Raw genomic sequence first — 16,213 nt, 5'->3', positions numbered from 1 at the left:
GTTCTCAGAAGGCCGCAACCCCTAAATGCAAAAAACTTTTCAAGCGCGGATTATTTCAACAAAGCGCTGCACAAGTCAGCGTTTTCGTCACTTTTCATACTGAATATGACCAAACTCCTGGGCAAAACGGTCCACCTGCTGCCAGTCTGTGTACTCCACTTCTTTACTGGTATCTGTTTCGCCCCCCGTCATACGCATAATAAGTTGAATCATGACTCGATCGAACCAGCGATAACGTGGATAGCGAAGCGCGCCGGCAAACACGGCACAGTGTTTGGGCTGCCAGGGAGAGGACAACAGGAACTTGCGGGTATAGGCGTTGGTCTGTGGCGAACGCTTGTCTGCCTTACGGGCGGTCAGGTTAACGCTAAAAAACGCGCTCGGCATCTGGTTCAACTGCTCAGCATGGCGCTTAACAAACTTTTCCAACGTCGGATGGAAATGGCCATAGCGTATTGAGGCACCTATCAGCACCTGCTGATACTGGCTGAGGTCGACATTGTCCGCCTGTAGTAAATCGATCACGTCACAACGCAGCGTATCCTGCAATTTGTTTGCTATATAAGAAGCAATAGAACGTGTTTGCCCATCACGGCTAGAATAAAGAATCAGTGCCTTCACGGCGTTACTCCTTCTATCAGGATCATTCACGCCAGAACGTCGGCGTAAACAGAACCAGCAGTGTAAAGACCTCAAGGCGCCCGAACAGCATCGTCAGAACCAGGATCCACTTCGCCGGTGCAGGCATAGTAGTGAAGTTATCCGCAACCACTCCCAGCCCTGGTCCAAGGTTGTTCAGCGTCGCCGTTACGGCAGCAAAGGCAGAGAAATCATCAACGCCGGTGGCGATAATTGCCAGCATGCTGACGATAAACACCAGCGCATAAGCAGAGAAGAACCCCCATACCGCCTCCAGGATACGTTCCGGCAGCGCGCGGTTACCCAACTTGATAGTGTAAACCGCATTAGGGTGCACCAGCCTTTTTAGCTCACGCGAGCCCTGTAAATACAGCAGCAGAATGCGAATCACCTTCAGGCCGCCACCGGTCGAGCCGGCACAGCCACCAATAAATGCAGAACACAGCAACAGCATCGGCAGGAATAGCGGCCATTTGGCAATGCTGTCGGTGGTAAAGCCCGCCGTTGTCGCCATCGACACCACCTGGAAGAACGCCTGATTGACCGTTTCCATTCCGGTTTTGTAGACACCATGCCCCCACAGCACGGCGGTACACACCACCACCAGCGTCAACTGCACGGCAATAAACATGCGAAACTCAGGATCACGCCAATACACTTTTAGACTGCGGCCGCTCAGCAAGGCGAAGTGCAAGCCATAGTTACAACCGGAAATCAGCAGGAAAATAGCAATGATAGTGTTGATGGTCGGACTGGCGTAATAACCGATGCTGGCGTCGTGGGTGGAGAAACCGCCAATAGCGATGGTCGAGAAACTGTGGCCGATGGCGTCAAACACTGACATGCCGGCCCCCCAAAGCGCCAGCGCACAGGCAATAGTCAACAGAACGTAAATCAGCCACAGGGTTTTGGCCGTTTCGGCAATGCGTGGGCGCATTTTATTATCTTTCAGCGGGCCTGGCATTTCTGCGCGGTACAGCTGCATGCCACCGACGCCGAGGATCGGCAGTATCGCCACTGCCAACACAATGATCCCCATCCCGCCCATCCATTGCAGCATCTGCCGATAGAACAAAATGGCTTTGGGTAGTGAGTCCAGCCCCACCAGCGTGGTAGCCCCGGTGGTGGTTAAACCGGAAAACGATTCGAAGAAGGCATCGGTCAGCGAAAGATTAGGCCGCTCCGAAAATAAAAACGGTAATGCCCCGACGCTGCCCAGCACCGTCCAGAACAGCACTACAATCAGAAAACCTTCTCGTGGCTTCAGCTCATGCTTTTGTTTACGGTTAGGCCACCACAGCATCAGGCCGATGGTTACCGCCACAAAGAAGGTCTGGCTGAATGCCCGCCCCGCCCCATCGCGGTATATCAATGCCACCAGACCAGGAATAAACATCGTCCCGGAGAACAGGATGACCAGCAAACCAACGATACGGGTTATAGCGCGAAAATGCATTTCAGCACGATCCTTAGCAATTCAGTTGGGGGAATTATTGCGAAATGGGGGTTAATTGCAAATTACCGCGACTAAGATCACGTAATTTATTCCCAAACGCTTCAACGCCGGTGACCGGTAAAGCCAAATGCAGCATGACGGAAGCACCATATTCCCCCTGCACTATCCGCCCTTCAGTTTGCTGCAATAAATTCTCTACCAATGCCAACTGCGCATAGTCACATTGCAAAGTATATTCGGCCTGCGGGATTTTGTAGCTCACGGCCAATTGCTTTAATGCCTGCTGCACGCCACTGCCGTAGGCTCTCACCAAACCACCGGTGCCCAACTTGATACCGCCGTAGTAACGCACTACCACGGCGGTGATTTCGCCGATTCCACTGCCCATCAGTTGGGCCAGAATGGGTTTACCAGCCGTGCCGGAAGGTTCGCCGTCGTCGGAAAAGCCCAACTGTTGTGAGTCAGTCGGTGATCCTGCGACAAATGCCCAGCAATGGTGCCTGGCCGCAGGGTGTTCATCACGAACCTGCTGAATAAACGCCTTTGCAATATCAACCCCACTGGTCGGTGCCAGCAGGGTGATAAAACGGCTCTTCTTTATTTCTTCGCTGACACTGACGGGGCCTGCCGGGATCGGGTAAGGCTGCATCAGGCCAGGTTCAGATCGCGCGTCATGTTCTCGATACGCTTTTCGTGGATCACGATATTGTCTTCAATACGGATACCACCATAAGGTTTCAGCGCATCGATGCGATCCCAGGCAAAATGTTGACTGAATTCGCCGCTGCGCCATGGCGCCAACAAGGAATCAATAAAATACATGCCGGGCTCAATGGTTAACACCATGCCAGGTTGCAACACGCGGGTGCAGCGCAAGTAAGGGTATTTGGAAGGGGCGGCCAGATGGGTGCCCTGTTCATCTTGCATAAAGCCGGCAGAGTCATGCACCTGCAAACCTAGCGGATGGCCCAGACCGTGTGGCAGGAATGGCGTGGTCAGCCCCTGCTCAACCATGGCCTCTTCACTGATGCCGGTCACCAGCTTGTGACTCTTGAGCAATTTGGCGACGCGTTGATGCATTTGCACATGGTAATCGGTGTAACGCACACCGGCTTTGATGGTATCCATCAGTGCCAGTTGTTCACCGTTAAGATCTTTTATCAGCTGCGCGAAATCACTGCCGCTCTGGCCAGCATAGGTGCGAGTCAGGTCGGCGGCGTAACCGTTATATTCGGCACCGGCGTCAAGCAGGAAGCTTAGCATTTCGGACGGAGGCTGATGATCCAGCGTGGTGTAATGCAGCACCGACGCATGCTCATTCAGCGCAACAATGTTGTCATAAGGTACATCGGTGTCGCGATGCCCCGTGGCGGTGAGGTAAGCCTGGTTGATATCAAACTCACTCATGCCGGACAGGAAAGCCTCATGAGCGGCACGGTGCCCCATAACAGCAGTTTTCTGCGCTTCGCGCATGCAGGCCAGCTCGTAGCCCGTTTTGATAGAGCGATGGAAATCGAGGTAATTCAATACCGCTTTCGGGTTGACGTTTTCTGCCAGGATACCGAGATCGCGGGCACGTTGCTGCGCATAACCAATATAGCCCACACGCTCACGCTGGGCAGGAAGCTGCTGCACGATATCATCAGCATTGGCCAGCGGCATCAGTTCAACGGACCTGGTCCAGAAACTCTCCGGCAGTGGCTCAACGCTATGCCAGTAATCGACCGGCGAATAGAACCACAGCTTCGGTTTGTTAACGCCATCCACCCACAGCCAGCAGTTGGGTACCGAGGTAACCGGCACCCAGGCCTTAAAGTGCGCATTCACTTTGAACGGATAGCTGCGATCGTCCTGGAATATCCGTTGCAGTTCCCCAGAGTGAATCAGCAACGCATCCAGTTTGTTGCGCGTTAACACTTCACGCGCCCGTTTTTGCAGTTCTGCCAGGTGGTCGTTATACAAAGAAGCCAGCGTTTCCATCACAATACCCTTATACATACCATTAGAACGGAATGAGTCATCTTAGCACACCGTTCAGGTGCACCAACCCCATCAGCTCTGGCATGCGGAGCGGTTCGCAAATCGCTGTAAACGTCGTTACATCCTTAGCTTAACAATTAACCAGGCGATCAGACCAAGCAACGCGATAGCAGCCGCCCACAGGCCGTGATGTTCGAGTAGAACCGCGCCGGCTGCAGCTATGCCTGCCAGACACTGTTGCAGAAAGCCGCATAACGCCATGGCGTAGGCGCCCTGCTGTTTAACATCGCTGACCGCCATCGCCATGCTATTGGGAAACAACACCGCCTGGCCAAAAATCGTCAAACAATACAAAGCGATGAAGACTGTCGTACCGGAAAGCCCCACCAGTACACCGCTCCACCACAGCACCATTATTGCAGCAGTGGCAACGGCAACGATACTCGTCCCCGCCTGCATCAGCCGCTTACCGCCAAAGCGCGCAACCGTCCGGTTTACCGTCATTGCTCCAGTAAAGTAAGCCACGCCGATCACCAGCCCCAGAGCCCCAAAGGCGGTAACGTTCAGGCCAAACCCCTGCTGCATGATAAACGGACTCACTTCCTGCAGAGTGACGGTGGTAGCAAACCCCAATCCACCGACAATGGCAGGCCAGAAGAACCCCGGACGACGCAGAATGTGCCAATAGGTTGCCGCCATGGCCGGGCGCCTGCCTGCTCCGCGGCCCGCTTCCAGTGGCAACGTCAGCATCAGTAACCATATCGCCAGCCCGGTCAGCCCCATCACCACAAACCCCATTTGCCAGTGCGAATACTGACTGAGCAGCCCACCGATAAACTGCCCACCGCCCAACGCGGCGATAAAGGCTATCGACAGCACCGAAAGGCGCCTTGCCAGCTCATCACCGCTCCAGTTATCACGAACAATAATGCGCGCGATGATTGCAGCACCACCGGCGGCAACCCCCTGCAGTGCCCGCAGCACTAATAACTGAGTACCGTTACTGCAAAATGCCAGCAGAGCACTGCAACTGATAAACAACGCCAGAGACAATGTCAGCGGCAGGCGACGGCCAAAACGATCGGCCGCAGCCCCCCAGAACAACACCGGCAAGGCGGCTCCTATCACGAATATCGATATAGAAAGTTCGGTGGCGCGGCGCGTCATTGCCAGTTCCTGCATCACCGTCGGTAATGAAGGCAAATACACCGTCGTCGCCATCTGAGCCATAAACACCAGCAGACAAGCCAGCGTCATGGTTCTGGCGGGAATACTCCAGAAACCACTGTGTTTTACACATACCGCTTTACTCATTTCACACCTCTGCGTGGGCAGCGCTTTGCTCTGGCAAGTGTATGAGTGCTTTTACACGCCGACAAATCACCATAAAGCATAAAATATAACTTCGTTTTAAATCAAAACACTAACTCAGAGTCATGTGATCAGACCAGCAAAAATGCAATCTCTTGTTTGCATATTGTTAACATAAAAACCACACTCCTCATCATCTGGTCATACCAGATCAAACGCTGATTCAGGAGATAGACATGCTCTACCAAGGCGAAACATTACAACTGCACTGGCTCGACAACGGCATCGCCGAGCTGGTGTTCAATGCCCCAGGCTCGGTAAACAAGCTCGATACCCGCACCGTTGCCAGCCTGGGCGAAGCGCTCGCGGTGCTGGAAAAGCAGACCGAGTTGAAAGGCCTGCTGCTGCGTTCTACCAAGGCCGCCTTTATTGTCGGCGCCGACATCACCGAATTCCTTTCGCTGTTTGCTGCCCCGGCTGAAAAGCTGCAGGAGTGGCTGAACTTCGCCAATGCGATCTTTAACCGGCTGGAAGATCTGCCGGTGCCGACCATTTCGGCCATTAACGGCTATGCACTCGGCGGCGGCTGCGAATGTATTCTGGCGACCGACTTCCGCGTTGCGTCTCCGGATGCGCGTATCGGCCTGCCGGAAACCAAACTGGGTATTATGCCGGGCTTCGGCGGTTCCGTTCGCTTGCCACGCCTTTTGGGTAACGACAGCGCACTGGAAATTATTGCCGCCGGTAAGGACGTCAGTGCCAAAGATGCACTGAAAGTCGGCCTGGTGGATGCGGTCGTCGCACCAGAAAAGTTGGTGGAAGCCGCGCTGAAAATGCTGCAACAGGCGATTGAGGGCAAACTGGACTGGCGCGCCTATCGCCAACCAAAGCTCGAGCCGTTGAAACTCAGCCCAATCGAAGCGGCCATGAGCTTCACCACCGCCAAAGGCATGGTGATGCAAACCGCTGGCAAACATTATCCGGCGCCGATGACCGCGGTCAAAACCATTGAGGCCGCCGCCAGGCTGGGCCGTGATGAAGCACTGAAACTGGAAACCGCCAGCTTTGTGCCATTGGCCCGCTCCAAAGAGGCGCGCGCGCTGGTCGGCATCTTCCTCAATGACCAGTTTGTGAAAGGTCAGGCGAAGAAGCTGGCGAAGGGTATTGAAGCACCGAAACAGGCTGCGGTGTTGGGCGCCGGTATCATGGGTGGCGGTATCGCCTACCAGTCGGCTCTGAAAGGCGTGCCGGTTGTCATGAAAGACATCAGCGACAAATCCCTGACTCTCGGTATGAATGAAGCCGCCAAACTGCTGAACAAGCAGTTGGAACGCGGCAAGCTGGACGGCATGAAGATGGCCCAGGTGCTATCGACCATTCAACCGACGCTGGATTACGCCGGTATCGAACGCGCTCAGGTGATCGTCGAAGCCGTGGTCGAGAATCCAAAGATTAAGGCGGCAGTATTGTCCGAAGTGGAAGGCCTGATCGGTGAAAATACCGTACTAGCGTCCAATACCTCGACCATTCCGATTAATCACCTGGCGAAATCGCTGAAGCGCCCACAGAACTTCTGCGGCATGCACTTCTTTAATCCGGTACACCGCATGCCACTGGTGGAAATTATCCGTGGGGAGCAGACCAGCGACAGCACCATCGCGGCCGTGGTGGCCTATGCCAGCCGTATGGGCAAAACGCCGATTGTGGTTAACGACTGCCCAGGGTTCTTCGTCAACCGTGTACTGTTCCCGTATTTTGCCGGTTTCAGCATGTTGCTGCGCGACGGTGCGGACTTCCGCCAGATCGACAAAGTGATGGAAAAACAGTTTGGCTGGCCAATGGGCCCGGCTTATCTGCTCGACGTCGTGGGGATTGATACCGCGCACCACGCCCAGGCGGTGATGGCGGCCGGTTTCCCTGAGCGCATGGGTAAAGATTACCGCGACGCCATCGACGTGATGTTCGATAACCAGCGTTTTGGTCAGAAAAACCAGTTGGGCTTCTATCGTTACAGCCAGGACAACAAAGGCAAGCCGCGTAAAGACAACGATGAGCAAACCGATGTGCTGCTGGCCGAAGTCAGCCAACCGCGTCAGACCATCAGCGACGAAGAAATTATCGCCCGCATGATGATCCCGATGATTAACGAAGTGGTGCGCTGTCTGGAAGAAAACATTATTGCCAGCCCGGCCGAAGCCGATATGGCGCTGGTCTACGGCATCGGTTTCCCTCCGTTCCACGGCGGGGCGTTCCGCTATCTGGATACGCTTGGCACCGCCAATTATGTCGAACTGGCCCAGCGTTATGCGCATCTCGGCGCTTTGTATCAGGTGCCTGCCGGCCTGCGCGCCAAAGCCGAACATAATGAAAGCTACTACCCGGTGGCAGCGCCGCTGTCCGATGTCTCCACTGGCCAACCGGCATGAGGTCATAAAGATGGAAAACGTAGTTATTGTTGATGCCGTACGCACGCCGATGGGCCGCTCCAAGGGCGGCGCCTTCCGCCAGGTACGTGCTGAAGATCTTTCCGCTCACCTGATGCGCGCCGTACTGAGCCGTAATCCGTCGCTGGATGCCGCCGAAATTGACGACATTTACTGGGGTTGCGTGCAGCAAACGCTGGAGCAGGGCTTTAACATTGCCCGTAACGCTTCGCTGCTGGCCGAGATCCCGCACAGTGTTCCGGCGGTCACCGTCAACCGGCTGTGCGGCTCCTCCATGCAGGCACTGCACGATGCCGCACGCGCCATTATGGTCGGCGATGCACACGTCAGCCTGATTGGTGGCGTAGAACATATGGGCCACGTACCGATGAATCACGGTGTGGATTTCCACCCGGGTCTGAGTCGCAGCGTGGCAAAAGCCGCCGGAATGATGGGGCTGACCGCCGAGATGCTGGCCAAGATGCACAATATCAGCCGCCAGATGCAGGATGAGTTCGCAGCACGCTCGCACCAACGCGCACATGCTGCCACCCTGGCCGGCTATTTCAAGAATGAAATCATCCCAACCACCGGCCACGACGCCGACGGTGTGCTGACCCGCTATGACTTCGACGAAGTCATCCGCCCGGAAACCACCGTTGCCAGCCTGGCAGCACTGCGTCCGGCCTTCGATCCGGTCAACGGTACCGTGACCGCCGGGACTTCTTCGGCATTGTCCGACGGTGCCTCTGCCATGCTGTTGATGAGTGAATCACGCGCCAAAGCGCTTGGCCTGAAAGCCCGTGCCCGCATTCGTTCAATGGCCGTTGTCGGTTGTGACCCTTCCATCATGGGTTACGGCCCTGTGCCTGCCAGCAAGTTGGCGCTCAAACGTGCCGGCCTGAGCGTACAGGACATCGACCTGTTTGAACTGAATGAAGCCTTTGCCGCCCAGTCACTGCCGTGCATCAAGGATTTGGGACTACTGGACAGCATCGACGACAAAATCAACCTGAACGGCGGCGCCATTGCTCTGGGCCACCCATTAGGCTGCTCGGGCTCACGTATCTCGACTACCCTGCTGAACAATATGGAACGCCGCGACGTACAGTTTGGTTTGGCGACCATGTGTATCGGTTTGGGTCAGGGGATTGCTACCGTTTTTGAACGCGTTTAGCTGTGTCTATTAGGGATGACTGCGTCAACACTTCAAACCGCAGCATTCCACCAAGTTTAGTTGCCGTACTTCCCGCCTGTCAGGGGCGGGTTTTTTTATGCCTGAATTCTACTGACGCCCCAATAAAAAGGGGCAGCCATTGGCCACCCCGTTTGCTACTGCTTCGCGCCTCAGATAAACGAGAAGGCGTCGCCAAACATATGCGCTTCCAGCGCGCCACGTTCGGCGCAGAAACGTTCGCGAGCGATTTTGGCCATCTCGAAGCGGCCGGCAATATAAATGTCGTGCTCTGCCAGCGTGCCGAAGTCCTGCAGCACCGCGCTGAGCACTGTGCCGCTGCGGCCGCGCCACTCCTCTTCCGGCTGTTCAACCACCGGAATGACTTTCAGATTAGGATGCCGTAACGACAGCGCTTCCAGCTCGCTCAAGTCATACAGATGCTTCAGTTCGCGTCCGCCCCAGTAGATGGAAATATCACGATCCGGCTGCTGCTCCAGCGCGGCCAACAGAATCGAGCGCGCGTAGGAGAAACCAGTACCGCCGGCGATCAACACCAGCGGACGGCTGCCTTCTTCACGTAGCCAGGCGTCACCGTGTGGGATATCAACGGTAATCGCCTGCTCTTTCAGAATGCGATCCATTACCGCCATGGCGTACAGATTCAGCTCCGAAGCGCCAATATGCAGCTCAATGTAATCCTGGTCTGACGGAATGGAGGCCAGTGAGAACGGACGCTTGTCGCGCTCATCCATCACCACCATCAGATACTGTCCTGCCTTGAAAGAAAACGGTGCCTCAGGCACCAAGCGTACCCGATAAACCGTATCGGTAATGGCCTCTACGGAGGTCACTTTACAGCTCAATATTGTCATGCGTTCCCTCTGTCGGGTCATCAATGCAAAACTGAGAACAAAGCCTGGCGCTAAAGCGTCGGTTCTCTGTCACTGAAAATTGCGAGCTCATCCCAGATTTCATCGACGCGCGCACGCACCTTTTCATCCATCTGAATCGGACGGCCCCATTCGCGCTGGGTTTCACCCGGCCATTTATTGGTGGCATCCAGCCCCATCTTCGATCCCAAACCGGAAACCGGTGAGGCGAAGTCCAAATAATCGATCGGCGTATTCTCCACCAAAACGGTATCCCTTGCCGGATCCATTCGGGTGGTGATCGCCCAAATCACATCATTCCAGTCGCGTGCGTTGACGTCATCATCGCAGACGATCACAAACTTGGTGTACATAAACTGACGCAGGAACGACCAGACCCCCATCATTACGCGCTTGGCGTGACCGGCATACTGTTTCTTGATAGTCACCACTGCCAGGCGATATGAGCAACCCTCAGGCGGCAGATAGAAATCGACAATTTCCGGGAACTGCTTTTGCAGGATAGGAACGAAGACTTCATTGAGCGCCACGCCCAACACCGCCGGCTCATCCGGCGGACGGCCGGTATAGGTCGAGTGATAAATGGCATCACGACGCTGGGTGATGTGGGTGATGGTGAATACCGGGAAGTGGTCAATTTCGTTGTAGTAACCGGTGTGATCGCCATACGGGCCTTCAGGCGCCATTTCTCCCGGTTCGATATAGCCTTCCAATACGATTTCCGCGCTGGCGGGCACTTCCAGATCGCAGGAGATACACTTGACCACTTCGGTTTTGTTGCCGCGCAGCAGCCCGGCAAAGGCATATTCAGACAGGGTATCCGGCACTGGCGTGACCGCGCCGAGAATGGTGGCGGGATCTGCGCCCAGCGCAACCGCAACCGGGAAACGCTCACCGGGATGCGCCTGGCACCATTCCTGGTAATCCAGCGCGCCGCCGCGGTGCGACAGCCAACGCATGATGACTTTATTCTTGCTCAGCACCTGTTGGCGATAAATACCCAGGTTCTGCCGCTCTTTTTGTGGCCCGCGGGTCACGGTCAGGCCCCAGGTGATCAAGGGTGCGGCGTCTTCCGGCCAGCAGTGCATCACCGGGATACGGCTGAGATCGACGTCATCCCCCTGCCATACCTGCTCCTGACAAGGCGCTGAACCCAACACCTTGGTCGGCATGTTCAGCACTTGCTTGAACTTCGGCAGTTTATCGAACAGATCGCGAAAGCCCTTTGGCGGCTCCGGCTCTTTAAGGAACGCCAGCAACTTGCCGACCTCGCGCAACGAGCTGACGTCTTCCTGGCCCATCCCCATCGCTACGCGACCAGGAGTACCGAACAGATTGCACAGCACCGGCATGTCGTACCCTTTCGGGTTTTCGAACAGCAACGCCGGGCCGCCCGCACGTAAAGTACGATCGGCAATTTCTGTCATTTCCAGATAGGGATCAATCGGCTGGCTGATGCGTTTTAGTTCCCCTCTCTTTTCCAGCAACGAGAGGAAATCGCGTAAGTCACGGTATTTCATGCTGATCATTATAACGGCCAGTGAGAAGGGCATTATAAGCCCTCTTCACGGTTGTTGCTGCACTTTTGTTAAACACCGGTAAAGACCTTACCGGCACTCAGTGGCACGTGAACGGCACCAGCGGGCGTAATGCCTGCGTATCCTGATACTCTTGGGTCTCTACGCCGTGGCGGAACACCTTGAAGCCTTGGTCTCTGGCACTGAAATAACGCAAGTCATTGCCCTCAACGTGCAACAGACTGCCCTCGCGCAGCGCCACCACAGATTCGCTCGGATTAACTGCACAGAACTCCGCCAGGCGCTCATCACGGGTTTCGCCCATGTGGCCACTGATATGGGCGTCAATGTAATGCGGGTTAATCTGCACCGGGAACAGGCTCAACGCCGGCAACACTACGCTGTTGCGTACCGGCATATCATTGGTGGTACGGATACTTGGCGTAGCCACGTTACAACCGGCGCTCCAGCCAACATAGGGGACGCTACGTTCACGAACAGCCCGCTGGATCGGGACAATCAGGCCCTTTTCATGCAGCATTTGGTTCAGCATCCAGGTATTGCCGCCGCTGACCAGGATACATTCCGCCTGTTCAATCGCCGCAGCTGGGGACTCGGCATGGTGAATGCTGGTGACCTTGATGCCCAGAGTTTGCGCCAGTTCCTGCGCGCGCTGATCGTAATCACTACGGATCATGGCATAGGGGATAAAGACGGCGGACGTGATGCCACGGCGGGCGATCATCGCCAACAGATGGCTCTTGGCATAGCCCAGCAGTTCACTCTCACCGGACAGTTTGCCGTTGCTCAACAGAAATAACTCCATTTCTCCCCCTCAATCAAAAACGATGAATACCGTCACATCAGGCGACAGCGCCCCAAGGCATACTGCGACGGTAGCAAATTTTTAGCCCTCTGTTATACCCAAGCCGTGCGGATAAGTGTGTGACCCCTCGCTAATTGCCAAAGATTCATGCAGATAGCGGCTGTTACATGCTGAAACTTGCATCACTATGTATCCGTAATGGCTTTTGATATGCTTACCGGCTGACAGAAAGGCATGTGAAATTATGGAATCCTGGTATCTATTGTATTGCAAACGCGGCCAGCTCTTACGGGCGCAGGAACATCTCGAGCGGCAGGAAGTGAACTGCCTTAGCCCGATCATTACGCTGGAAAAGATCGTTCGCGGCAAACGCATCGCGGTCAGCGAGCCTCTGTTCCCCAACTATTTGTTTGTGGAATTCGATCCGGAGCGTATCCATACCACCACCATCAGTGCAACACGTGGTGTCAGCCACTTCGTGCGCTTTGGTTCGACGCCGACCACTATCCCGCAGAAGGTAATCGAAGAGTTGCAGACACACACCTGCGAAACCTATGTCGACCCGGAAACGCCGCAACCCGGCGATAGTGTGTTGATCGTCGATGGGGTGTTCGAAGGGCTGCAGGCGATTTACACCGAGCCGGACGGCGAAGCGCGCTCAATGCTGTTGCTCAACCTGATCAACAAACAGGTCAGCCAAAGCGTGGACAACCGACAGTTCCAAAAACTGTAATGTAAAAAAGGCGCCCAAGGCGCCTTTATCATTGGATACTCGCGCCTTAGCGCTGCATCGCGTCGTCATGCATCCACTGAGCTACCCGCTTGGCGAAGTAGGTCAGCACACCATCGGCACCGGCACGCTTGAAGCACATCAACGACTCCATCACCGCCGGTTGTTCCTGCAACCAACCGTTTTGAATCGCCGCCATGTGCATCGCATATTCGCCGGACACCTGATAGGCGAAAGTCGGCACACCAAAGGTGTCTTTCACCCGGCGTACCACGTCCAGATACGGCATGCCCGGCTTCACCATTACCATATCTGCGCCTTCCTGCAGATCCTGCGCAATTTCCTGCAGCGCTTCGTCGCTGTTGGCAGGGTCCATCTGGTAGGTTTTCTTGTTGCCACCTTTCAGATTGCCGCTGGAACCAAGCGCATCACGGAACGGGCCATAGTAGCAAGACGCATATTTGGCAGAGTAAGCCATGATCTGAGTGTTAATCAGGCCCTGATGCTCCAGTTGATCGCGGATCGCACCAATACGGCCATCCATCATGTCGCTTGGCGCCACGATTTCCGCACCGGCTTCAGCATGGGACAGTGCCTGACGCACCAAAATCTCTTTGGTGATGTCGTTAATAACATAACCTTGCTCGTCAATGATGCCGTCCTGACCGTGGGTGGTGTAAGGATCGAGCGCCACATCAGTCAAAATCCCCAGCTCTGGCACCGCGTCTTTCAACGCACGTACCGTACGCTGCACCAGACCGTCCGGGTTATAAGCTTCTTCTGCGTGCAGTGACTTCAGGCCAGGCTCAATCACCGGGAACAGGGAGATCACCGGCACGCCCAGCTTGGCGATGGCTTCCGCTTCTTTAACCAGCAGGTCGATGCTCATGCGCGATACGCCAGGCATGGATGCCACGGCTTCCTGACGGTTACTACCTTCCATGACAAATACCGGGTAGATCAGGTCGTTAACCGTCAGTTGGTTCTCCGCCACCAGGCGACGACTGAAATCATGACGGCGCACGCGGCGCATACGGCGACCTGGGAAGGTGCCCGGAAATGCATAGCTCATAGTTTTCTCCTAACTCATTCCAGCCGGAATAGCCGGCGGGCGTTCTCATCGATTTTTTGCCCCAGCCATTCGGGATCTTCTTGTCGCCAGGCGGCCACCTGCCGGACGATATGAGGCAAAAAACAGGGTTCGTTGCGGCGAGATGTGGGTTTCGGAAGTAAATCCCGGGGCAACAGATAGGGGGCGTCGGTCTCCAGCAACAGACGGTCCGCCGGGATCTGCGGCAGCAACGCGCGCAGTTCCAGGCCACGCCGCTCATCGCAGACCCAACCGGTAATACCCACCGACAGGCCTAACGACAGGCAGCTTTCCAATTCTTCGGCGGTGCCGGTAAAACAGTGCACCACGGCCGCGGGCAGTTTATCCAACCACGGCGCCAGCAGCGCTGCAAAACGTGCGTGTGCATCACGACAATGAAGAAAAACCGGCATCGACAACTCTGCCGCCAGCGCCAGCTGTGCACTGAATGCCGCCTCCTGCTGCTCTGGAGTAGAGAAGTTGCGGTTGAAATCCAGTCCACATTCACCAATAGCCACGACCTGTGGCCGGGAGGCTAACTCGCAGATTTGTTCTGCGACTCGCTCGTCCCAACTGCTGGCATGGTGAGGATGCACACCGGCGGTGGACCAGCAAAAACCCGCATGCTGTTGCGCCAGTTCACTGGCAGCCAGGCTTTCCTGCAGATCGGTACCGGTAATCAGCAGCCCTGTTACTCCTGCAGCACGGGCGCGCTCCACCACCGCCGGGCGGTCTTTGGCAAATTGTGAGCTGGTGAGGTTTACGCCGATATCAAACATGATGTTCCCAAAGTAAAAGCCGCCCATCGGGCGGCTTAGAAACAAACAGAAATTAAGGTGCCGGGGGTTCGTCACCCTCGTCTTCTTCTTCTGGCTGCGGACGACGCTTACCGGTGTAGAAGCGGGCAAAGAACACGCCCACTTCAAACAGCAGATACATCGGGATCGCCAGCAGGGTCTGCGAGAACACATCCGGCGGGGTCAACAGCATACCGACCACGAAAGCGCCGACCAGAACATAAGGTCGTTTCTTTTTCAGATCTTCCGGTGAAGTGACGCCACTCCAGCACAGCAGAATAATGGCAACCGGCACCTCAAAGGCCACGCCAAACGCCATAAACAGCGCCATGACGAAATCGAGATAGTTATTGATGTCGGTCGCTATCATTACCCCGGCCGGTGCGGTCTTGGCAAAAAAGCCGAACGCCAGCGGGAAAACGATAAAGTAGGCAAACGCCATGCCGAGATAAAACAGCAGGCTGCTGGAGACCAGTAAAGGCATCATCAGGCGACGTTCATGTTTGTATAACGCCGGTGCGATGAAGGACCACACCTGATACAGGATCACCGGAGCAGACACAAACACCGAAACGATCATGGTCAATTTGATCGGGGTAAAGAACGGTGAAGCCACGTCGGTGGCGATCATGCTCGCCCCGGCGGGCAACTGCTTGATCAGCGGTGCTGACACCAGTTGGTAAATATCATTGGCGAAAAAAACCAGCACCAGGAAGATCGCCAGTATGCTGATAATCGAGTTTAACAACCGCTTACGCAGTTCTATCAGGTGACTGATAAGGGGTTGGGTATCTTCAACAGCCATGTTTTAACGATCGCCACTAGGTTGGTGAGACGCTGGGGTTTTATCCGCAACAGGTTCTGGGGTTGCCTGAACGCCCGAAACGACCGGTTGTTTAACCGGCTCGACCACGGGTTGTGCAACCGGCGGCGTTACCGAAACCACCGGCTCCGGCACGACAGCCGGGGACGATGCCACGGCCGCAGCCTCTGCCGGCGTCACGCCGTCATGAATGGCTTCAGGATCGGTGACCAGAGGGTTATGGATGGTGTGAGCAGGTTCGGTTTTGTTGTCACTGTCACCCAGATAAGAACGTTTCAGCGATTCCGCCGCGTCTTTCAGCTCATCCATCGACGCCTTCAGCTCCGGCGACAAATTCTGCATGCCCGCCTTCTCTACCTTTTTCAGGCTGTCCTGCAATTCCTGCAGCTTCAGTTCCTGAGAAAGTTCGTTCTGCACCGAAGCCGCAAGCGAACGCAGCGCGCGGATCCAGCCCGAAACTGTTCTTACCGCTACCGGCAACCGTTCCGGCCCGAGTACCACCAGGCCGATAACCAGAACCAGCAGCAGTTCACTAAACCCAATGTCAAACACGG

General features: G+C 55.5%; 15 protein-coding genes. 3 read left to right on the top strand and 12 right to left on the bottom strand.

Going from position 1 to position 16,213, the window contains the following annotated elements; translation table 11 throughout:
- Nucleotides 1–87: 87 nt before the first annotated feature.
- The 5 genes from hemG to M2406_RS26040 all read right to left on the bottom strand — a co-directional run bounded on the left by hemG (nucleotide 88) and on the right by M2406_RS26040 (nucleotide 5,389).
- Nucleotides 88–621, bottom strand: coding sequence for a menaquinone-dependent protoporphyrinogen IX dehydrogenase (gene hemG, locus M2406_RS26060; RefSeq protein ID WP_126501219.1), 534 nt, complete (start codon nucleotides 619–621; stop codon nucleotides 88–90).
- A 22-nt stretch (nucleotides 622–643) separates the two neighbouring features.
- Complete coding sequence (gene trkH / locus M2406_RS26055) at nucleotides 644–2,095, bottom strand: Trk system potassium transporter TrkH (RefSeq protein WP_012004734.1); 1,452 nt, start codon at nucleotides 2,093–2,095, stop codon at nucleotides 644–646.
- A 34-nt stretch (nucleotides 2,096–2,129) separates the two neighbouring features.
- A complete protein-coding gene (locus tag M2406_RS26050) occupies nucleotides 2,130–2,744 on the bottom strand; it encodes an IMPACT family protein (RefSeq protein WP_115183416.1) in 615 nt (204 codons plus the stop codon).
- Nucleotides 2,744–4,075 (bottom strand): Xaa-Pro dipeptidase, encoded by a 1,332-nt coding sequence (gene pepQ, locus M2406_RS26045; RefSeq protein ID WP_259191902.1) that lies wholly within the window; start codon nucleotides 4,073–4,075, stop codon nucleotides 2,744–2,746. Before pepQ ends, M2406_RS26050 begins: the two co-directional genes overlap by 1 nt.
- Nucleotides 4,076–4,192: 117 nt before the next feature.
- Nucleotides 4,193–5,389 (bottom strand): MFS transporter, encoded by a 1,197-nt coding sequence (locus M2406_RS26040; protein WP_259191901.1) that lies wholly within the window; start codon nucleotides 5,387–5,389, stop codon nucleotides 4,193–4,195.
- A 233-nt stretch (nucleotides 5,390–5,622) separates the two neighbouring features.
- On the opposite strand from M2406_RS26040, the gene fadB reads away from it, so the two are divergent.
- Both fadB and fadA read left to right on the top strand, forming a co-directional pair.
- Nucleotides 5,623–7,812 (top strand): fatty acid oxidation complex subunit alpha FadB, encoded by a 2,190-nt coding sequence (gene fadB / locus M2406_RS26035; protein ID WP_012004730.1) that lies wholly within the window; start codon nucleotides 5,623–5,625, stop codon nucleotides 7,810–7,812.
- A 10-nt stretch (nucleotides 7,813–7,822) separates the two neighbouring features.
- Entirely contained in the window at nucleotides 7,823–8,986 is a 1,164-nt protein-coding gene (gene fadA / locus M2406_RS26030) for an acetyl-CoA C-acyltransferase FadA (RefSeq protein WP_012004729.1), read from the top strand.
- Between the two features lie 170 nt (nucleotides 8,987–9,156).
- Here fadA and fre read toward each other — a convergent pair whose 3' ends face one another.
- The 3 genes from fre to pepE all read right to left on the bottom strand — a co-directional run bounded on the left by fre (nucleotide 9,157) and on the right by pepE (nucleotide 12,219).
- Nucleotides 9,157–9,858, bottom strand: coding sequence for an NAD(P)H-flavin reductase (gene fre / locus M2406_RS26025; protein ID WP_259191899.1), 702 nt, complete (start codon nucleotides 9,856–9,858; stop codon nucleotides 9,157–9,159).
- Between the two features lie 50 nt (nucleotides 9,859–9,908).
- Nucleotides 9,909–11,405 (bottom strand): 4-hydroxy-3-polyprenylbenzoate decarboxylase, encoded by a 1,497-nt coding sequence (gene ubiD, locus M2406_RS26020; protein WP_115184902.1) that lies wholly within the window; start codon nucleotides 11,403–11,405, stop codon nucleotides 9,909–9,911.
- An 88-nt stretch (nucleotides 11,406–11,493) separates the two neighbouring features.
- Nucleotides 11,494–12,219, bottom strand: a complete 726-nt coding sequence (gene pepE / locus M2406_RS26015) for a dipeptidase PepE (protein WP_012004726.1) — start codon at nucleotides 12,217–12,219, stop codon at nucleotides 11,494–11,496.
- 244 nt (nucleotides 12,220–12,463) lie between these two features.
- Here pepE and rfaH point away from each other — a divergent pair, with 244 nt between their 5' ends.
- Nucleotides 12,464–12,952: a transcription/translation regulatory transformer protein RfaH gene (rfaH, locus tag M2406_RS26010; RefSeq protein ID WP_012004725.1), complete on the top strand. Its 489-nt coding sequence runs from the start codon at nucleotides 12,464–12,466 to the stop codon at nucleotides 12,950–12,952.
- Nucleotides 12,953–12,998: 46 nt separating this feature from the next.
- Here rfaH and hemB read toward each other — a convergent pair whose 3' ends face one another.
- From hemB to tatB, 4 genes are read right to left on the bottom strand one after another with little or no spacing between them, the layout of a single operon-like run.
- The gene (gene hemB, locus M2406_RS26005; RefSeq protein WP_012004724.1) at nucleotides 12,999–14,021 is read right to left on the bottom strand and encodes a porphobilinogen synthase; all 1,023 of its coding nucleotides are present in this window, start codon (nucleotides 14,019–14,021) and stop codon (nucleotides 12,999–13,001) included.
- Nucleotides 14,022–14,035: 14 nt separating this feature from the next.
- On the bottom strand, nucleotides 14,036–14,818 hold the full coding sequence (gene tatD / locus M2406_RS26000) for a 3'-5' ssDNA/RNA exonuclease TatD (RefSeq protein WP_259191897.1): 783 nt from the start codon (nucleotides 14,816–14,818) through the stop codon (nucleotides 14,036–14,038).
- A gap of 52 nt (nucleotides 14,819–14,870) precedes the next feature.
- Nucleotides 14,871–15,641 (bottom strand): Sec-independent protein translocase subunit TatC, encoded by a 771-nt coding sequence (gene tatC / locus M2406_RS25995; RefSeq protein WP_012004722.1) that lies wholly within the window; start codon nucleotides 15,639–15,641, stop codon nucleotides 14,871–14,873.
- A gap of 3 nt (nucleotides 15,642–15,644) precedes the next feature.
- Nucleotides 15,645–16,211, bottom strand: a complete 567-nt coding sequence (gene tatB, locus M2406_RS25990; protein WP_115183420.1) for a Sec-independent protein translocase protein TatB — start codon at nucleotides 16,209–16,211, stop codon at nucleotides 15,645–15,647.
- Nucleotides 16,212–16,213 lie beyond the last annotated feature (2 nt).

Source organism: Serratia sp. BIGb0163, from assembly GCF_024809935.1.
GTDB classification, from domain to species: domain Bacteria; phylum Pseudomonadota; class Gammaproteobacteria; order Enterobacterales; family Enterobacteriaceae; genus Serratia; species Serratia quinivorans.
The sequence above is the reverse complement of the archived record's forward strand: the minus strand, read 5'-3'. Positions and strand labels throughout refer to the sequence as shown.